This window comes from Microseira wollei NIES-4236 (assembly GCF_020521235.1).
Classification (GTDB): domain Bacteria; phylum Cyanobacteriota; class Cyanobacteriia; order Cyanobacteriales; family Aerosakkonemataceae; genus Microseira; species Microseira wollei.
The window spans coordinates 42,375-61,839 of record NZ_BLAY01000008.1 but is presented as its reverse complement, the minus strand read 5'-3'; the positions used below and the strand labels follow the sequence as shown (position 1 = coordinate 61,839).

Sequence of the window (19,465 nt, the reverse complement as noted above, 5' to 3'; positions counted from 1 at the left end):
CAAAAACCCGGTTTCTGCGTCAATCTCGCTCCTCCAAACCCACGATTTTTCGTAGAAACCGGGTTTTTTTGCGTAAGTCCTGATAGAGATGCGAAGTCTCAACCACAAATGCCCGATCAATCAAGCAACTTTGCGTACCTCCAAAGACATTTATGCTTGCTGTTTTGGTGGAGTGTATGGTTCAGCAGCACCGTAGTTGACGTTATAACCGAGATCTCTCGCAGAGGCGATCGAGATTGTGGAAAATCGTTCTGGGTTGCCTGCTTCGCCTGACTCAACCTGTGCCTCTTCGTTGAAGATCTTTCTCCACCAGTGAGCGTAATCAGAACCTTGGCCTTGACCCCGTGTAACCGGGAGAGCAGTTGGTACGTTGGTGCCTAGTAGTTCTCCATAAGCAATGCCAGCAAAGGTATTGGCTTTGTAGAGTGGATTGTTGGGGTCAGAAACGTCAACTAAGCTTCGGTCGTTCCATGAGACTGGGAAAACTCCTTTTTCCTTAAGCTGTTTGGGACTCCTACCCGTAAAGCCGAGAACATGACCGAACTCATGAATCATGGTTTCATATAAGTACCGCACATCATTTTGATATTGCTGAAGTATGTTTGGGAAGGTGTTGATTGTAGCACTACCCCTAAAAGACATAGAGCGATTGTTCAAATCTTTTGGATCTGAAGAGCTTACGCTTGGTCCAGCATAAGCCAGTGTACTAGCACCCTCATTCTTAGCATTGACCTCAACGTTGATAGTGTGTGGTCTCTGGAAACTGCTGTAGGAAATCACTCGCGACCAATAATCGGCGGCTGCTTGCACAGTCTCCAGGAGAGTTTGCCCATTTGGGTGCGGAATGCTAAGGGCAGTCCGCGCTGCGTCGGTGAAATTGAGGTTTATTTTAAACGCCAGAGTATCTGTAGCAGCAGGTGTGAAGGTACTAGCGACATTGAAGCTAGTTGTTGCTTTAAAGGGCGAGTTCACTTCGAGGAAATACACTCCCGGCTCTAGGAAAGCACGAATTGACTCGTTGTTATTGTTCCGATTCGGTTGCCAAGCAACTATCTCAACCTCATCTTTATCAAGGTATACGTTGCCGTTGCGGTCTACAACCGGATCGAGCAAACCATTATTGTTGTAATCCCGGATCAGTCGTATATCAGCATCGCCAGTCAAACCCGACAGGTTGGCTGTGAAAATGCCAGGCTCAGTCGCTTGATATATGTAGAAGCTACTTAGCTGGGTCTCACTAACAGTTCCGCTCGCGTTGTAATTAGTAGAAGGAGCCAAAAGTCGAGGATCTCCCGGTGACACCTTTGGCAGACTCGGACCAACTGGCGGCGTTATTGGCGTTGGGGGTTGTGGGATTGGTTGATATGACAGGCTTAGGGTGTAGCGCGTTTCCCCAGAAGCACGAAATACCTTGATAAAGTAGTTACCCGCAGCCAAATCGACTATTATTTTCTCCTCGCCTGCCTTAAGAGCAGAAGCAGCAATTATATCCTGACCATCTATCTTGCCATCGTTGTTAGCATCCTGAATTAAGTAGACATCAGCATCAGCACTCAGTCCGCTCAAGGATAAAGTGACCTTGGCATTTTCGGGAAGTGTGAACTTTGTGAAGTCTTGCTGGTCACGGGCACCCAGCCAGTCAGTAATCGTGGATACAGTCCCGTTGACAATACGCAAGTTCGTGGCTGTACTCAGACTATCATCATCTTGATCTGGGGGAGTAGTTGAAGCTGTTGCATTCAGAAGTAAGTCGTAGGTTACCTCACCATCGAACTGCTCAACTTCAATAAAGTAGTCGCCAGCAGCTAAATCCGGGGCAAAAATGTACTCATCATCATCCCCTATGGCATCGGAGAAATCTATCTCCTCTTCATCCTCCACCACACCATTGTTATTGGCATCGCGAATCAGCCGGACATCGGCATCTCCAGTTAGGTCGCTCAGTTCCAACTCTAGATCGCTTTGGGTATTAAGGGTGAATTTGAAATAGTCAATCGTATCAGCACTCCCCACATACTCGCTGATAGCGGGTACAGTCCCACCAATCAGACCCAAGTTGCGGGCAGTGGGGATGGTATTGGGAGCCGTGTCTGTTGGTGGCGCGAACGGTGTTATATTCAGGCCGAGGTTATAGTTCGTATCGCCCTCATACTGCTCCACCTGGATAAAGTAAGTACCCGCTTGCAAAAGCGTATCAATTGTCTCGGAAGCCGTACCTTCTAATTCAGACAGTCCAATGATTTCGGCTTCCTGGATGTGAAGGTCTTCACCTAACACGCCATCGTCATCGACATCCTGAATCAGTACCAAGTCAGCATCAGCACTCAGCCCACTTAAGGTAAAGTTGACATTGCTGGCACTGCCGAGGGTAAAGCGGTAGACATCCGTCGGGTCATCATTTCCCACGAAGCCAGTCAAATTTTGACTGCTGGTCACAGTACCCAAGTCTGTAGCTGTACTCAACTCCTCGGCGGCAAAATTTCTCAACTTCTGACCTAATTCTGTGTTCTCCCACTGTTTATCCGCTGCAATCAACTCATTCAGCTGTTTTGCAAACCCAGTTGCACCCTTGAGTTCAAAGATCAGGTCGTTGTAATCTTGGTCTGTTTTTCCATCGAGCGCTATATCCTCGAACGCAAAGGTACCGCCATCTACAGACTTCCCCACGAGTTGCCCCATCTGGACGGCATTACCAGGGTTAGCAGCGGCGATGGAGAACAGAGGACGCTTATCCCCTTCAATGGCTGGGTTATTCAATATCTCCCCAAAGGTGCCATTCGGCACCAGCATAATCGCAAACTCTTCGTCGGGATTCATGGCAAAGGTCTTCACCTGGCGATATTCACCTTCATTTCTATTGCTTTCTCCCAGTTCACCAGTGAATCGACCTCCCTCAGATCCATCGGAAATTACGACATAACCCGAGTTAGAATTACTCAAAACACGACGCGCTGCTTCTTGGATAAAGGCAACAGACTCCCGTGCCAACCCCTCCATCCCTTTCAGGCTGAAAATGCCGACTTCTCCGGTATAACTGCCGGAATCCGTCAAAAAATCGATGGTTACCTCACCCGTGTCGCCTACGGTGAAGACTCCGGGTTCAGTTGACGAGTGTTCTACCTGGATAGTTTGACCGTTTAAGGTTAAAGTGCCGCTGTCATCTTCTGCTTTTAAAGCTAAAAGTTCTCCAGGAGCGATTTGTTTACCCTGAACTAGGGCAGCAAAAATTGCTCCTTCATCGCCTAGAGAATCTACCCGATTGAGTTGAGAGTCGAGAAAATGTCCTGTCTCTTCCAGCACTACGCCGGTTATTGCGTCCATATTGGCAGCATTTTCACTGAGAAATTCCGCAGCGAGATAGATGGTATTCGTTTCTTTAGCAAATGCTCCATTTGCCCTTAATTCTGCTATAGGGATAATTTCAATTTTCGGTAAGGCTGCGCCAGTTGCCAAGCTTTGAACTAAGGCGATCGCCTGCTCAGCTTGCCAATTATCTCCAAAAGCTAAATGCATTCCATCAAGGCTTTCTGGTTGGTTGACAAAATTGGCAAGTTGAGATGTAGCAGTTGCGATCGCTTCTGATAAAATTACTTCGGTATTGACGCCAGCATTGCCAATCAAAGGGTCAGTCCCGGCAGTTGCTAGTTGAGTGTTCTGGCTCCCAAGAAAGCTTTGGTGTGGAAAAATTAAACTCTCTCCACCTAGATAAGTAGCGATGGGTGCTACCTCAATTACCTTAAGCTCAGCGTTGACGATGGGGATGCCCAAGCTTGCTGAGAAATTTCGAGGACTCATAGGATCGCTCAAGACAAGCTGATCCAATGTTTCTGGAAACAGGGATTTTGTTTGAGAATCAAGAAAATTTAGACTTTCCATAAATTCCTCTCTAGATATTTGTTAATTTGTATTTTTGATTTCCCCAAAAATAGCCTTCTAAAACCAGCTTGTTGATCCTTATCCTTAACCTCATTATTAGCTTTGGATCGATGGGCTGATCTGCTCGTTGCAACTCCCTGCAAATCTGTCTTTACTATTACAATCCCCAGCTAAAGTATCGCAAGTCCAAAATCATCTCATTTAGTTGTAGTAAAATGAGCCAGGAATCATCCAAAATACATATTGACACTTTGTCTTATTGATATATATAATGAAAAGTTTAAACGCATCTACACAGGGACTGGCAAGGATTAGACAAGCCAGACAGCGAATTACACAGGAAAATGGATGGACGGTAGATCACGAGCAATGGCTGGAACAAGCAAGTTCGTTTCTCCCTTTGGTGAAAAACGGGAAAGGCATGGTGCGAGGAACCGTCGGAATTAGCACTTGGAAGCGGTTTTTAGCTGGTAAACCCGTCAAACCTACCAATTTCAAAGCTTTCTGCCAGGTTTTGGGACTCAACTGGGAAGACGTTGTTGAGGTTGATAAAATTTTTACCGTTCGAGCGCAAGTTCCCCTAAAGGGGAACTTGCGCTCGAACGACTGGGGAGAAGCAACCGATGTCTCCATTTTCTACGGACGTACTGAGGAACTGGCTACCCTAAAACAATGGGTAGTGCAAGACAACTGCCGACTAATAGGACTGTTGGGTATGGGAGGAATAGGCAAAACCACTCTATCTGTGAAGTTCGCCCAACAAGTTCAGCATGAATTTGATTATGTTATCTGGCGAAGTCTGCAAAATGCCCCACCCGTCAACGACATTCTCGCCACCCTGAGCGAATTCCTATCGCACCAGCAGGAAACACCAGCGAATCTACCTGAAAGCACAAGCATTAGAATTACGCGACTGATTGAATACCTGCGTTCTTCACGTTGCCTGATCGTCCTCGATAACGCCGAATCAATTCTACAAGCAGGCACGGTTGCTTTTCAGTATCGCCCTGGCTATGAAGAATATGGCGAATTAATCAAACGGGTAGGACAAACATCCCATCGCAGTTGCTTGATACTCACCAGTTGCGAAAAGCCTCAAGAATTGGCAACGCTTGAAGGAAAAACACTACCCGTTCGGTCATTAGCACTAAAAGGTTTGCACGAAGAAGAAGCACGGGAAATTTTTCAAGCCAAGGGTATCTTCGTGGGGACATCAAAGGAATGGAAAGTTTTAATTCAACACTATGCCGGTAATCCCCTAGCCTTAAATATGGTAGCTTCATGCATTCGAGATGTTTTTGGCTCTAGGATTTCTGATTTTTTCAAACATTTAAAAGCGGGTTTATTGCCTTTTGCCGATATTAGCCAACTTTTAGAACGGCAATTCAATCGACTGACTGACTTAGAACTAGAAGCGCTCTACTGGCTGGCAATAAACCGTGAAGCGATTGATTTTTCGAGCTTAAAAAATGATATTATGTCTCCACATTTAAAGCAACAATTACCAGAGGTTTTGAAGTGTCTAATCATAAAATCGCTGGTTGAGAAAACTAACGGACTCTTCACGCTCCAACCTATGGTTATGGACTATACAGCCAATTTATTAATAGCTAGGATGTGTGAAGAGATAGAAACTATAAGAATTAGTCTATTAAACAGCCACTCACTGCTCAAAGATCGGGCTAAAGACCATGTGATGGATACTCAGCTTAGCATCATTCTTAAGCCAATTAAGGATAGATTAATCTATAGCCTTAGAGGCAAAACCAATCTCGAAAATCGACTCAATCAAATTCTCTCAGAGTGGCAAACAAAATATACCCTAACTCCTGGTTACATAGCTGATAATGTTACCAATTTGTTGGATCAACTCAATACTGATGGAAAGCGCTAATTTTGGGCGATAGTTGTTGCCCTGTCAGATTGTTTCTGGCAGTTCGTAGTAAGGACTTCAGTCCTTATACCCAGCAATGAGAACTAAAGTCCTTACTACAAACATTATGAGCATTTCAGTCAGTTTTAACTGACTTTAGCTTTAAGCCAGAAATTTATTTATGGGCTATTTATAGACAGACTGTAAATTAAATCTAAAATCTGCAATCTGCCATCTAAAATTCCCTAATAATAGCTTCCCGACTTGCGATGATGCACCGCAGTCACACCATCAGATTGCAGCACTTTACCATCTTCTGCAACGGCGTAAATTACCCAGTGGTCGCCGCATTCCATCCGGTTTTGTACGGTACATTCGAGATAAGCAAGCGCACCGGAAAGAATGGCACAACCGTTGTTAGCTTCAGTCGTTTCCACATCGGCAAAACGGTTTTCGCCAGGGGCAAAAGATTTCATGAAATGCTTCCGGATTTGCCGCCCTTCTGCCAAGATATTTAAAACCAATTTATCCCCAACGTGGGTCATCGATTCAATTGCTCGATCTTTGGCGACGGCGACGGTTAAACCGGGGGGATTAAACGTAGCTTGCGATACCCAAGAAGCTAACATTGCACTTTCAGCATCGCCTTTTTTGGTCGTCATAACGCACAGCGAACCCAAAATTCGTCCTACCGCTTGTTCGGTACGTGCTGCTTGAGACTCGCCGACAGCTTGGCGGATGGGTCGAATTTTTTTGGCGCGTTTTAGTGTTTGGGCAAAGTCTGTTCCCGCTTCTTCACACAATTGCAGCGTGGCGTCGGTGGGTTTAAATTTAACCCGAATGGTTTCAAAACCAAGTCTGTAACCGGCGTCTTTTAGCTTTCCTTCGAGTAAGTCTACTGCTTCTCCACTCCAACCAAAAGAACCAAATACGCCTGCTAATTTAGTTTTAGCAGCAGTGGATAAGACAATTCCTAATGCGGTTTGAATTTGGGTCGGTGCGTGACCGCCGAGGGTGGGAGAACCGATAATAAATCCATCGGCTTTTTCAATTGCGGCTTGAATTTCTGCTGGTTCGGTAAATTCGCAGTTAATTGATTCTACACTGACGCCTGCTTTGGTGATGCCCCGCGCGATCGCTTGTCCCAACGCCGCTGTATTTCCATACGCCGAAGCATACAACAACGCCACCGTTGCTTCCCTTTCCCTTTCCTGCTGACTCCATTTCTGATAATCTTTGGTCAGATCGATCATGCCGTAGCGCACCAAAGGGCCGTGACCAGTAGCATAAAATTTAGGCTCAAATTCGCTAAATTTATCTAACGCGGTTTCCACTTGACGCGCGTGGGGTGCCATCAAACAATCAAAATAATAGCGACGGTCTTCATTAAATATCGTTGACCCTTCATCAAATACTTGATCGCCGCAAATATGCGCCCCAAAAAACTTATCGGTATACATAATTTTTGTTTTTGGGTCGTAGGTACAAAGCGAATCAGGCCATCTCGGAGTGGGCGTCAGAATAAATTTTAAGTGATGCCCTTGACCTAAATCTAAACTTTCTTCACCCCGGACTACGTTGATTCTCAAATCCAAGTCTGGCAGGATGCCGCGCAATGCGATCGCACCCGGATTAGAACAAACAAAAGTAATTCCCGGTGATAGTTCTAGCAATGCTTTTAGCGTCACCCCCCGGTTAGGGTTAACGTGTCCCAAAATCACGTAATCTATTTGTTTCGGATCGAAGCGTTTCTGCAATGCTTCCAAAAAGATTTCCGTGAACGATTCTCCTGGCGGATCGATTAAGGCGTTTTGCGTTCCTTCAATCAGATAGGTATTCGCAGTTGTTCCCCGTTGCAGTGCGTATTCGATTTCAAACTTGAGTCGATCCCACGTGCGCGATCGCATCACCCTAGTGTCTGCCTCTACCGGAAAAACTTGCACATCGCGTTTTTTAATTGCTTGCATAGATTTATTTCCCTGTTTGCTAATTGCTAATTGCTAATAGGTAATTGGTAATTGGTAACAAATAACATTACCTATTACCTATTACCATTTCATTCTTTATGTCTCAATCGACCATTTGTTTCTACTAAACTAAGGTTTTCTGTATATTCAGATGCTTCCTCTGGGGCGAATTCCTTGAATCGTTTGGCAATCCGACGTTCTGGGTCAATGCCGTTGAAAGTTGGCGGTAACCAAACTCGCACAACTAGCAGCATTGCCATCACGATTAAAAACGCGCAAGTGGCTAATATTTGAGTCCATTCAGCTTCTAAAATTCCCCGCACGATCACTTCTCGCAATGCCGATACAATCGACACTTCCACCGCTACGCCGATCGATACTCGTTGTTCCTGCAAGTAAATAATCAGCAGTCGAAATAACTCGACTAAAATTAACAGAAATAAAATATCTGAAGTGACTTCTTTAAAGTTCAAAGGAGGCAACAGCGAGTAAAACATTCCTCGCAACTGTATCAGCATGAAGCAGAATAGGCCGATACATAAAGAAATTACAATTAAGTCTTGAATGCCTTCCAGAACTTGCACTATCCGCTGACGATACAACCATTCATTTCTCATCGGTTGCTGCATATAAGATTCCTCTTGTTTGTTTGATTAGTATCTAGTTTACATTTAATTTCGTTTATAACTTACCCCTTTATCTATCAAAATTTTCTATGGATATCATCAATACTAAAGAAGTGAAATTCTGCAATTGCCGTGTAGTAGGGGCAGGGCGTCAGCAACATTCAATCGCTTTGTAGGGGCACGGCGTCAGCAACATTCAATCGCTTTGTAGGGGCACGGCGTCAGCAACATTGAATTACTTGAATAGATTCTCTCATGCCGTGCTTTGTAGGGGCACGGCGTCAGCAACATTCAATAGCTGGAATAGATTCTCTCATGCCGTGCTTTGTAGGGGCACGGCGTCAGCAACATTGAATTACTTGAATAGATTCTCTCATGCCGTGCTTTGTAGGGGCACGGCGTCAGCAACATTGAATTACTTGAATAGATTCTCTCATGCCGTGCCCCTACCCCTGTGTTGGAATATTTCGCTGGCTTTCAACACAAATTGTGCAAGCAAAATGTCAACTATCGGGAATTGGTAATAGGTAATAGGAAAAATCAAAACCGATTACCAATTACCAATTACCAATTACCAAATTAGTAGTGATTTCCAACCTTGCGGTGGTGAACTGCTGTCAGTGCATCGGGTTTGGATACGCGACCCGATTGCACCGTGCTATAAACAATCCAGTGGTCGGTACACTCCATACGGCTAACGACCTCGCATTCCATGTACGCGAGGGCATCTAGTAGGATGGGAGAACCGTTTTCAGCGCGTTGGGTTTTAATTCCGGCAAACCGATCTGCACCGGGGGGGAAGCGCTTGAGGAAGTGCTTCATCAACGCTTGGTAATTCGCTTCTTCCAGAACGTTTAGTACGAAGCGATCGCCTACATGCATAATAGACTCGATCGCCCGGTCTTTTGCTACAGCAATGCTAACGCCCAAAGGTTGGAAACTCGCTTGCGACACCCAGGAAGCTAACATCGCCCCGGAAACATCGCCTTTTTGAGCGGTAATAATGTACAATCCACCGCTGATCCGACCTAAAGCTTTATCTAAGTCGTTATCCAGGGATTTCATTTGCTTGATGGAGCGATCGCGTGTCAGCCATTGTCCCATGTCTGTACCCGCTTCTTCGCATAGCTGGTAAGTCGCCTCGCCTGGAGTCTCGGTAATCCGAATTGGCTGAAATGCTTCTACCAATCCCAATTCGCGGAACTGATTCCGCAGCGTGTAAACCGACTCATCTTCTCCACCGCCTGATTCAAACAAGCCGATGCTTTGTTTGGCTTTCGCAGCTGCCAAAATTGTACCAATAGCCGCTTGAGCATTCCCACTCGCCGATACTGGCGGCATACCGATAACTATACCAGCCGCACTGCTGACTAATTCTCTAATTTCTTGCCAATCGGCGGCTTTTAAGTCCATCATTTCTACAGCGACGCCGGTTTTGGTAATCCCGTGGGCGACTGCTTGGGAGATCTGATCGCTATACCCGTAGTCGGAAACGTAAAATACGGCTACTGTGGTCGCTTCTTTTGCTTGTGCTTGACTCCACTTGCGATACCTTCCCGTCAGTTCGCTGACGTGGTAGCGTAGCAGAGGGCCGTGTCCCGTCGCAATCGTGGTAATTTCCGGTAACTCACCCATCCGCTTGAGTGCAGACAAGACCGAGCGAGCATTCGGCCCCATCAAGCAATCGTAATAATAGCGGAAATCTTCTTCAATCGCGGCTAAATCTTCATCAAACGTGCTGCTGGAGCAATAGTGCATTCCAAAAGCATCGCAGGTGTAGAGAATTTGGGTTTTATGGTCGAAACTGAAGCTGGTATCGGGCCAGTGTAAGTTAGGCGCAATCACGAATTCGATTTCGTGTCCGTTACCCAAGTCGATGCGATCGCCGTTCTTAATTATCTTCTGTTTAAACGGCTGATGCACGAAACCTTCTAAAAACTGAATTGCCACTTTCGACCCCACGACGGTTACTTGGGGTGCTAAAGCCAGAATATCTTTCACCAAACCGCTGTGGTCTGGCTCGGTGTGGCTGATAATTAGATAATCAATTGCCGCTGGATCGATGAGGCCGGTCAGAGTATCGATATACTGCTGACGAAACTTCTCGTGGGAGGTATCTACCAGAGCCGTTTTCTCACCCCGAATCACAAAAGAGTTATATGTCGTGCCGTTTTGCAGTCCAAACTCAATGTCGAAGCGATCGCGATCCCAATCCAGCGAACGAATTGCCGTAGTATCTGCGGCAATTTCCACCGTCTCCATTGTCAGCCTGCGTTGGGCGCGTTCCGTTAGCACTACCATCGCGGGTCTCCTTGTTGGCTACTCATCTTTTTTTGCTTGTCAATATTGTCACACAAATATTTAATAAATTTTTATTAAAAAACCTATACTGGGGTTAAGTTTTATCAATATAACTTATGGTGTAAGCGATCTAGGTCACAAAAAGCCCGGACTTGGGTTACAGGCAGAGCCTCAGTAGGAGCGCGGAGATCCGGCGATCGCTCCCACAGTTTTTCGAGATTAAAGTCACAATTTTTGCCCAAAATCTCACTTGTATAACTCACAAAATAACTAATAATAAATTATCCTCTAAACCCAAGGATTAAAAATGTCTATTCCCAAAGAATTCGTTTTAATCAAGAATATCCTTTTAACTATTCCCTGTTACGACAAAGATGTCTCCGTGGTGCTTGAAGCCATTGTTAAACTAGATTTATCAGAGTTTCAATTAACCCAAGAAGAAGCTGATAAGCCGAGCCAAATTATGTACAAATTGACGGGGAGTTTATCTGAAGCCTTATCTAAAGATTGCCTGGCAACTTATATCTCTACCGCTCTCCGACCCAAAGATAATATAAACCAATTATCTGCGCCCTAAATTACCCCCGGCGGTGCTACAAGATTACCTATATTCTTCCTGGGCGACGGGTGCGCCGAATCAAGCATCTATGGCATCCTGCGCGGTTGTTAAAATAGCCAAATCCAGATTCAAGCTATAATAATTTCATTCAGTTGCGGGACTTAGGCGCACCCATCCGGGTTTCTCTGAAAAATAGTCGGGAAAGGCAACTAGAGATCGCAGCTTGAAACCCGGTTTCTAGGATCGTTCTGGGTAAGTCATATTTCAGCGCAGGCCAGGCTAATAAATAAGTGTTATAACGTCTATTTGTACCATTAAAATTGAAAAAAGAGCAACCCATCTGGCTGGGATTAATGATAGGAAATTCCCGGTTGCATTGGGCAGGGTTTATCGGAGAAACCCTGCAAACCTGGGATACAAACCATCTACCAGCTGCCGCTATCAAAGAAATAATTGAATCCTGGAGTGCGGGAATATGGCCTCAAGAGATTTTGCCGCTAAAAGGTACTGTCAGCGCTCCCAGGGATTTACGCTTATATGTAGCTTCTGTTGTTCCGACTCAGACGGAACTTTGGCAAACATATCCAGCAGTTCGCATTATTACCCTCGACCAAATTCCACTATTGGGAATTTATCCTACCCTGGGAATAGACCGCGCCTTGGCAGTATGGGGCGCTGGTAAAATTTGGGGATGGCCCGTATTAGTCATTGATGCTGGGACAGCGCTGACTTTTACGGGGGCAGATGGGAATCATCAACTGGTAGGTGGGGCGATTTTACCCGGATTGGGATTGCAGTTAAAATCTTTGGGACAAAAAACCGCAGCGCTACCGGAAATTGAATTACCCGCAGAAATACCCCAGCGTTTTGCTTTAAATACTAAAGAGGCGATTCAAAGTGGAATCGTTTATACGGTTATAGCAGGCGTGCGAGACTTTATCAGCGCTTGGTGGGACTCGTATCCAGAAAGTAGAATCTTGCTAACGGGAGGCGATCGCACTCCTATTTTCACCTATCTGCAAGCCCAAGCACCCGAAGTCGCAGCCTTAATAACCGTCGAACCCAATCTAATTTTTTGGGGAATGCATTCAATAGTCAACATTCAATAGTTAGTAGGGGCGGGTTTTTAGGCAAAGAAACCCGGTTTCTCCTTGTCGTAGATCAACCCGCCTCCCTACCTTTGCTGACGCGACAAATTTAGGCGATCGTTGTCACCCCATTAAGATAGTCTTGTAACTGGCGATCGTGGTCGTGGCTGAGTTTGCCCTTTGGCAGATCGGCGCGGGTAAAAGCCTTGATTTCGCTCAGTTCCAGGGTATCCTGAACCTGCATCTTGCCCTGCACTTGCGCTTCCACCAATATAGCGATGGAATGAATTCTAGGATCTCGATTTGGTGAGGAATAAACCCCGACTAAGCGGCAAATTTTTACCAATTCCAGTCCTGTTTCCTCAGTCAACTCCCGCGCTACCGTCGTGGGAATATCCTGTCCCCAATCTACGATACCCCCAGGTAAGCTCCACTCACCCGTATCGCGGCGGCGAACTAAAACGATCCGACCGTCCGGTAAAATGGGAACGATCGTCGCGCCGACAATGGGATGGCGAAACAAAATACCTAGAACAGTTTGTACAAATTGCCACAATCGAAGCATATATAAGCTCAGGTAGCTGCACAACCGGAAACAATGTCCAATAGCCTTATAACCCAACAATTTTAAGTTGGCACGTCAGGTGACATTGGCAACCATCCGGGCAGGGAGAGATTTTGACTTGACTCTATAGTAGATTGTTTCAATTTTTACATTCTCCTAGCGCTAACCGCAAGCGGCATGGGGGCAAGGGCATAGCGACGCAACGAGTAAATGCGATAAACTGAAAACCATCAATTCTGAAACAAAAGTCAGTCGCGACGATCTGGATTTCGACAGCAGAAAAGCTCTCCGAAAGAAACAGCGCTCGCGGCTCTCTATAATGCAGAATGGAACAGCAATCCCTTTCAGGGCGATACCAAGTTCAGCAACGCTTGAATTTTGACCATCTTCGCAAGGGTATCTGGGCAAGGCTAACGCTGACAAGCATTTCTCGCCCTGCCTGAGAATCTGTTTTTGTTGTTTATTTAACGAGGTGACCATGTCTAAGCGCCGCAATCCCAAAAAAGAAAAGGAGCAGCGCAATAAAGCTTACGCTCGCAAGTTTCGCAAGCGTACAACTACAGGTCGTTTTTCCAGAAACCGGCGTCCCCCAATGGGTGGCAGAAGTGGTGACAACTTCAGCGACAACGCCGAAGATGATATGGAAAAAATGGAGTAACAACCCATTGGGTAATCGGTCATAGGTCATTGGTCATAGGTAAGAATCGACAAAAGTCAACGCTATATGACGTATTAACCTATGACCACAGGGTACAGCCGATAAAAATGGCCCCAGTTGCTCTTTATTTGAGTTTCGACCGCGCTGCAACCAGTGCAAGTCTGACTTGCTCAAACCCGGTGCCGCCGTAACTATTGCGCGCGGCAACGACTTGTTTGGGAGCAATGGCGGGATAAATATCAGCTTCAAAAGCTGGGTGCAGCGCCTTCCACTCTTCCAAACTCAAATCCTTTAGCAGTTTGTCCGCTTCCAGGCAAGTTCGCACCACCTTCCCCACCAGGTTATAAGCTTCCCGGAAGGGGACGCCTTTTGCTGCTAGATAGTCGGCGACATCGGTAGCGTTAGAAAAATCTTCTGCAACGGCATCTGCAAGGCGCGTGGTGCGAAATTCTAGTCCTTCCCGCAGCAGGATAGTGGTGGCTTCCAAACAAGCTTTAACCGTCTTAACGCTGTCAAATAAAGCTTCTTTGTCTTCTTGCAAATCTTTGTTGTAAGCCAAAGGCAGTCCTTTGAGCAGTACTAGCATCCCTTGCAAGTGACCGAAAACGCGCCCCGTTTTACCCCGCACCAGTTCCGGTACGTCGGGATTTTTCTTTTGGGGCATAATACTGGAGCCGGTGGCGCAGCTATCTTTGAGCTTGACAAAGCCGAATTCTTGAGATGACCAGAGGATAATTTCCTCGGACAGGCGGCTGAGGTGAACCATAATCAAGCTAGCGGCACTCAAGAATTCAATCGCAAAATCGCGATCGCTTACGCCATCGAGACTGTTGGCATAGGGTTGCTCAAAACCCAGTAGCTGCGCCGTATAATGCCGATCGATGGGGAATGTAGTCCCGGCAAGCGCGCCGCACCCCAAGGGAGAGATATTAACTCGCCGATAAACCTCTCCCAAGCGCTCGAAGTCGCGCTGTAGCATTTCAAAGTAAGCCAGCAGGTGATGCGCCAAACTCACTGGCTGAGCGCGTTGTAGGTGCGTATAACCGGGAATCAAGGTTTCTACATGGAAAGATGCCAAGTCGAGTAACACCCCTTGAAACTCGCGCACTTGGGTGCGAATTTGTTGGATTTGATCCCGCAGGTAAAGTCGGGTATCGGTACCTACTTGGTCGTTGCGCGAGCGCGCCGTATGCAGCTTTTTACCCACATCACCGGCAATTTCTGTCAAACGCCGTTCTACGGCAAAATGAACGTCCTCGGCGTCTAGACCCGGTTTAAAATGTCCTTGGCGGTATTCTTGACGAATTTGTTCTAGACCCGCTACCAGTTGCTCTCCTTCTTGAGGGGAAATAATCCCCGTATGCGCCAGCATTTTGGCGTGGGCGATCGAACCCGTGATGTCGTATTCAATCAGTTCGATGTCAAAATTAATACTGGCATTAAAGCGAGCGATCGCCGGATGCAGCGCCGATTCAAACCGCTGGCTCCAGGTTTTTGGCTCAATACTGGTATTGGCTTCTTGAGAGAATTGCGTATCCAACTTGTCCTCTTTTTGTCGATCCAACCGGGCATTTATTCTAGTAACGCTTGTTGCTAGTTATCTTTTTAGGGCCCAAGACAGGCTAATGGCTAATAGCTAATGGCTAATGGTAGAACCGAAAAATATTCCCATCAGCAATTAGCAAGCTGGCGATTAGCTTCTGCTGTGCAACCCACGATAGTTATAACTAGCAACTTGGGTTAGTAATTCACCAAAAAAGTCAATTTCCCATGGGCGAACTACTAAGGGCGGCTAACCAAAGCTGGTAAAACTCTTAATCATGTAGCCTAAGAGAAATCCAATTATCATCGCCCAAAGTTGCCCTGTTTTGACAAAGTGGTTCCAGGCTCTTTGTACATCGCCCCATAGGTCAGTTTGCTTAATTTGTAGAAAAATATCTATCCAAGTAAATGGAATTTTGGCGATCAAGGCGAGCATCCACTCGTGATAAACAGCCTGGTAGCTCAACCAAGTGGCGGTTATTGCTTGTATTCCGTTGACGACCATTGTTAATTTTTTCTCGCTAATTGGATATCGATCGAGGCGGCGAGAGCCAACCTCCAGGATTTATTTAGCATAAAACTTAGGGATAGGAAGGCTATTTCACAGGAATTTTCGGCAATCGCTGCTAACTGGGTTGGACTTGCATGACCACGAGGGTCATATCATCCCCATTGCGGTTTCCGGAGCCGATAAATTTCAGAACTTCGTCAAACAAGTAGTCTAGAATAGGTTGCGCTCCCGTACAACGCTGACAAGCTCGCTGGAAGGCTTCGATCAGGTTTTCTTCATCAAAGCGATCGCCGCTGGTATTCGCCGCTTCGGTCAACCCATCGGTGTAGTAAATTAACGTATCGCCGGGAGCGAGTTGCACTTGAGCATCCTCGTATTGCGAGTCTACATCCAAGCCGATCAACATCCCTGCCGTATCCAAGCGCATCACCTTGCGAGTTGCTGCTTGCCACAAAAATGGAGGATTGTGAGCCGCATTGCTGTAATACAGGATACGGCTATTCAAATCGTACTCGGAATAAAACAAAGTTACGAACCGATGGGAATTTTCCAAATCGGCGTACATTACCTGGTTCAAATGTTGCAGAATGCGAGCGGGGGAGTGACCGTTAAGCACTTCTGCTCTGAGCATTCCCCGCGTCATCGTCATGATCAAACCCGCCGGGACGCCTTTGCCCATCACGTCGCCGATCGCGATGCCCCAACGTTTCTTTTGGATTTTACAATTTGGATTTTGGCTCGTTAAGAGACTCCAGCTTGGTAATGCGGATGGGAGTTTTTGCGCGTCGCCCCTAGTTTTGGAGTCTTCTACTTGTAGAGTTCGCTGCCAATCCGGGTGGGTGGGGATAAAGTCGTAGTAGTCTCCTCCAACGCGATTGGCGGGTTTGCAGCGAGCGGCTAGTTCTATGCCTGGAATTTTAGGACACTGGTGAGGCAGCAGACGCTGTTGAATTTCGGCGCCAATTTCCAGTTCGCGATCTAGGCGTTCTTTTTTGCGTAGTTCGACGGTCAATTCGTCGTTAGCGATCGCCACTGCTGTTTGATCCGCGACTAACCTGACTAACTTTTGTCGCGTTTCCGTCCAAGTGTACTCCGGATCTCGGCTAAAGACATACAACCGCCCCCGTTCGTCCTGCTTAACCAAAATTGGCGTACCAAATAACTTAATATCTGGCCCTAATAATTGGTTAACCTGCTCATCCAGCTTCGCCAGTTTTTTCTCCTGTGGTTGTGCTTCGGTGATATCTAACTCTGAAGAATTTTCCGGTAGCGACGGGGCTTTTTTCGCGCCAGTATCTGCAATTTGACGAGCTGCTGTTTCAATTGCATTCCGAATCTGCGTACCCTGAACGCTATCCTGGCAGTGCAATTGCTCTAGTTTTACTTGACCGTTAGGTTTTAACAATACCAACGCACTCCCGTCAGCATCCGTTACTCGCATTGCCATCAGCGGTATCAACTCTAAAAACTGGTTCAGATTGTTGAAACTTCGCAGGGCAAATCCCAAAGAACTCAACAAATCCTGAATTTTATTTTGTTCGCGATGCAACCGCGCCACCAGTTGTTTGAGGGCAAAAACTGGCGTTACTTCAGCAGCGGCGTCGCTGTTTGAGTCAGATGAGTAAGACGATGAGCGATGAAGGGGCACAGCAGTCAATAACCCAGTGGTGAAAAGTGGTTAATCTAGCATAAATGCAATCGGCTTCTGATAGCAGGGCAATTAATCCTCCATGTCTCTTGGTGCGATATGCCAAAGGCACGAGTAGAGCGAACGCATTTGCCAGCAATTTTTGCCGACAACTACTGACATGACACTCTGCGGCTCTTAGAAATCGTTAGGACTAAACCTATACCAAAACTCAAAGCCAAATACTCCTGTGGGATCGGTTTGGCTTCTCTGCCAGTCAGAACAGCTAAAAATTTCCCTTTGCTTTTCACACCAACCCTAGTGGCATTGTTGCTTTGGGTAATTGCTAGCTGTTAGTCAATCAAGCCACGACCTAAGCCTAGCAGTTTTTGACGGCTTTTAAAGAAGTGAATTTTACCATTTTTTTAGTTAAATGTCAAAAACAACAGTTCCGCTGCCCTGGGGCAATAGGTTCTAACCCCTAATATTGCCGTGAGGCAGTTCCAGAAACGGTAGGGGGTAACGACCTGATTGCGCTTTGAGGGAGAACGTGCAAAAGCCCAAGGGAGTGTCAACCACTCAGCAAGGCTTCGACAAACTCGTAGCTGGAGAAGGGGCGTAAATCCTCAATCCCTTCACCGGCGCCGATAAAGCGGATGGGCAAACCCAATTGTTGCACGACGGCTAAGGCAACGCCCCCTTTTGCGGTGCCATCGAGTTTGGTTAACACGACGCCGCTGAGTTGGGCGGCTTCTGAAAAGACTTGGGCTTGGCGCAGTCCATTTTGACCGAGAGTAGCATCTAAAACCAGTAAAGACTCAACGATCGCGCCTTCTGCTTTTTTATCGATAATCCGACGCACCTTGCTGAGTTCGTCCATCAGGTTTTTCTTGTTCTGGAGACGCCCAGCGGTATCGACCAAAAGCAATTCGGTTTCCCGCGCTTTGGCTGCGGCGATCGCATCAAATACCACCGCCGCCGGATCTGTATTCTGTCCCGGATTGGCAATTACTTCAACGCCGCTGCGCTCTCCCCAAACCTTGACCTGTTCTACCGCCGCCGCCCGGAATGTATCTGCCGCTGCGATTAAGCATTTATAGCCTGATTTTTCGGCAATATGGGCTATTTTCCCGATTGTTGTGGTTTTTCCAGCCCCATTCACCCCCGTAATCAGCCAAATATTCAACGTCTCTTTTTCTGGCACAAAAGCACGTTTGTGGGATTTTTGCAGCGGTGCTTCGAGCATATCCCGCAGGATTTGTTTGAGGTATGCGATCGCTGCTTCTGGTGGTAGGGCTTCTTCCCGCAGTTTACTTTGTAGCGCTTTTATGATATAATCCGTCGCCTCTACTCCCACATCGGCTTGCAACAGCAACGCCTCGATCTCGATCACCGCATCTTGATTGAGCGGCCCCTGACCGACAATAGCCTTAAGCTGGTTGACGAGATTGCGGCGAGTTTTGTCTAAGCCTTGACGCAGCTTTTTGAGCCAAGTAATTTCTTCCACCGAGACATCTTCGGCGCGGCGTCCTTGCGCCGCCAGAACTTCTGCCGACCACAAAAATCCTTCATCAAAGGCAATTCCCGGCACTTGTTCAGTCACCGCTTTTGCCGTCGCCACACCTGCTGGCTGGACTTCCGGTTCGGGTTCTTCAATAGCTGTTTGCTTCAGGCGTTCCATCCGCGCCTGTCGGTCATCTTTTGCCCAAAAAGGCACTGATGTTGGTGTGGCAGGTGCAACGGGTGGCGAGGCTATTGTTGCTTCAAAGACTGCGGTTGTTTCTGCTACAGGCGTTTGTTGTAACGCTTCTGAGGTTTGGGGAGATACTGTTTCCTCTGACTCACCCTCTGTAGCAGCAACTAAACTTGCAGCAGTTTCGGTAGCTTCTGCAACGGCAGCAATTGTTTGGGTCGGTGCCACTTCCTCAGTTGTGGGCGATGGGGCTGCACTTTCTGCAGGCGTAGGTGTTTCAGGTTCCGTCCCTGGGGTTTCGGCTTCTTGTTGCTGTGTCTGTTGCTTCGCCTGAATATTTTTGTAGGCAGCTTTTGCCCAACTGAGGTAATCAGCAGCAACTTCACCAGATGGCTTTGGTGCTGCCTCTGGCTCAGATTGCTTGACTTCCGGTTGGACTTCTTTAGTTTCTGCCGGTTGCTCGTTTTTCTGTTCGCTAGCGTCGCTATGCTGGCGGCGGAACCAATTAAAAACCATTGCACCTAAATTTGCTAATTGCTAATCGCTAATTGCGAGCCTGTCTTTCTTGCGCTCAAGCCT

At 46.9% G+C, this 19,465-nt stretch carries 13 protein-coding genes; 4 read left to right on the top strand and 9 right to left on the bottom strand.

Annotated features, from left to right (window positions below; all coding sequences use genetic code 11):
- Window positions 1-150 precede the first annotated feature (150 nt).
- Window positions 151-3,876 (bottom strand): pre-peptidase C-terminal domain-containing protein, encoded by a 3,726-nt coding sequence (locus MiSe_RS04255; RefSeq protein ID WP_226575209.1) that lies wholly within the window; start codon window positions 3,874-3,876, stop codon window positions 151-153.
- A gap of 271 nt (window positions 3,877-4,147) precedes the next feature.
- Here MiSe_RS04255 and MiSe_RS04250 point away from each other — a divergent pair, with 271 nt between their 5' ends.
- Entirely contained in the window at window positions 4,148-5,770 is a 1,623-nt protein-coding gene (locus MiSe_RS04250; protein WP_226575208.1) for an NB-ARC domain-containing protein, read from the top strand.
- Between the two features lie 224 nt (window positions 5,771-5,994).
- On the opposite strand, the gene MiSe_RS04245 is transcribed toward MiSe_RS04250, so the two are convergent.
- From MiSe_RS04245 to MiSe_RS04235, 3 genes are all read right to left on the bottom strand, one after another.
- Window positions 5,995-7,716, bottom strand: a complete 1,722-nt coding sequence (locus tag MiSe_RS04245) for a diflavin flavoprotein (protein ID WP_226575206.1) — start codon at window positions 7,714-7,716, stop codon at window positions 5,995-5,997.
- 89 nt (window positions 7,717-7,805) lie between these two features.
- On the bottom strand, window positions 7,806-8,345 hold the full coding sequence (locus MiSe_RS04240; RefSeq protein ID WP_226575204.1) for a phosphate-starvation-inducible PsiE family protein: 540 nt from the start codon (window positions 8,343-8,345) through the stop codon (window positions 7,806-7,808).
- Between the two features lie 576 nt (window positions 8,346-8,921).
- Entirely contained in the window at window positions 8,922-10,643 is a 1,722-nt protein-coding gene (locus MiSe_RS04235) for a diflavin flavoprotein (RefSeq protein WP_226575202.1), read from the bottom strand.
- A gap of 307 nt (window positions 10,644-10,950) precedes the next feature.
- Between MiSe_RS04235 and MiSe_RS04230 the strand changes: the two genes are divergently transcribed.
- The gene (locus MiSe_RS04230) at window positions 10,951-11,220 is read left to right on the top strand and encodes a hypothetical protein (RefSeq protein WP_226575200.1); all 270 of its coding nucleotides are present in this window, start codon (window positions 10,951-10,953) and stop codon (window positions 11,218-11,220) included.
- 335 nt (window positions 11,221-11,555) lie between these two features.
- On the top strand, window positions 11,556-12,311 hold the full coding sequence (locus MiSe_RS04225) for a pantothenate kinase (protein WP_444980458.1): 756 nt from the start codon (window positions 11,556-11,558) through the stop codon (window positions 12,309-12,311).
- A gap of 88 nt (window positions 12,312-12,399) precedes the next feature.
- Here MiSe_RS04225 and MiSe_RS04220 read toward each other — a convergent pair whose 3' ends face one another.
- On the bottom strand, window positions 12,400-12,855 hold the full coding sequence (locus MiSe_RS04220; protein ID WP_226575196.1) for an NUDIX hydrolase: 456 nt from the start codon (window positions 12,853-12,855) through the stop codon (window positions 12,400-12,402).
- Between the two features lie 478 nt (window positions 12,856-13,333).
- Here MiSe_RS04220 and MiSe_RS04215 point away from each other — a divergent pair, with 478 nt between their 5' ends.
- Window positions 13,334-13,513, top strand: a complete 180-nt coding sequence (locus MiSe_RS04215) for an Asl3888 family RNA-binding protein (RefSeq protein ID WP_226575194.1) — start codon at window positions 13,334-13,336, stop codon at window positions 13,511-13,513.
- A gap of 124 nt (window positions 13,514-13,637) precedes the next feature.
- Here MiSe_RS04215 and argH read toward each other — a convergent pair whose 3' ends face one another.
- The 4 genes from argH to ftsY form a co-directional block, all read right to left on the bottom strand.
- Window positions 13,638-15,053, bottom strand: a complete 1,416-nt coding sequence (argH, locus tag MiSe_RS04210; RefSeq protein WP_226575192.1) for an argininosuccinate lyase — start codon at window positions 15,051-15,053, stop codon at window positions 13,638-13,640.
- 252 nt (window positions 15,054-15,305) lie between these two features.
- Window positions 15,306-15,560 (bottom strand): hypothetical protein, encoded by a 255-nt coding sequence (locus tag MiSe_RS04205; RefSeq protein ID WP_226575185.1) that lies wholly within the window; start codon window positions 15,558-15,560, stop codon window positions 15,306-15,308.
- Window positions 15,561-15,681: 121 nt separating this feature from the next.
- Window positions 15,682-17,223, bottom strand: coding sequence for a GAF domain-containing SpoIIE family protein phosphatase (locus MiSe_RS04200; protein ID WP_226575183.1), 1,542 nt, complete (start codon window positions 17,221-17,223; stop codon window positions 15,682-15,684).
- A gap of 541 nt (window positions 17,224-17,764) precedes the next feature.
- Window positions 17,765-19,402: a signal recognition particle-docking protein FtsY gene (gene ftsY, locus MiSe_RS04195; protein WP_226575182.1), complete on the bottom strand. Its 1,638-nt coding sequence runs from the start codon at window positions 19,400-19,402 to the stop codon at window positions 17,765-17,767.
- Window positions 19,403-19,465 lie beyond the last annotated feature (63 nt).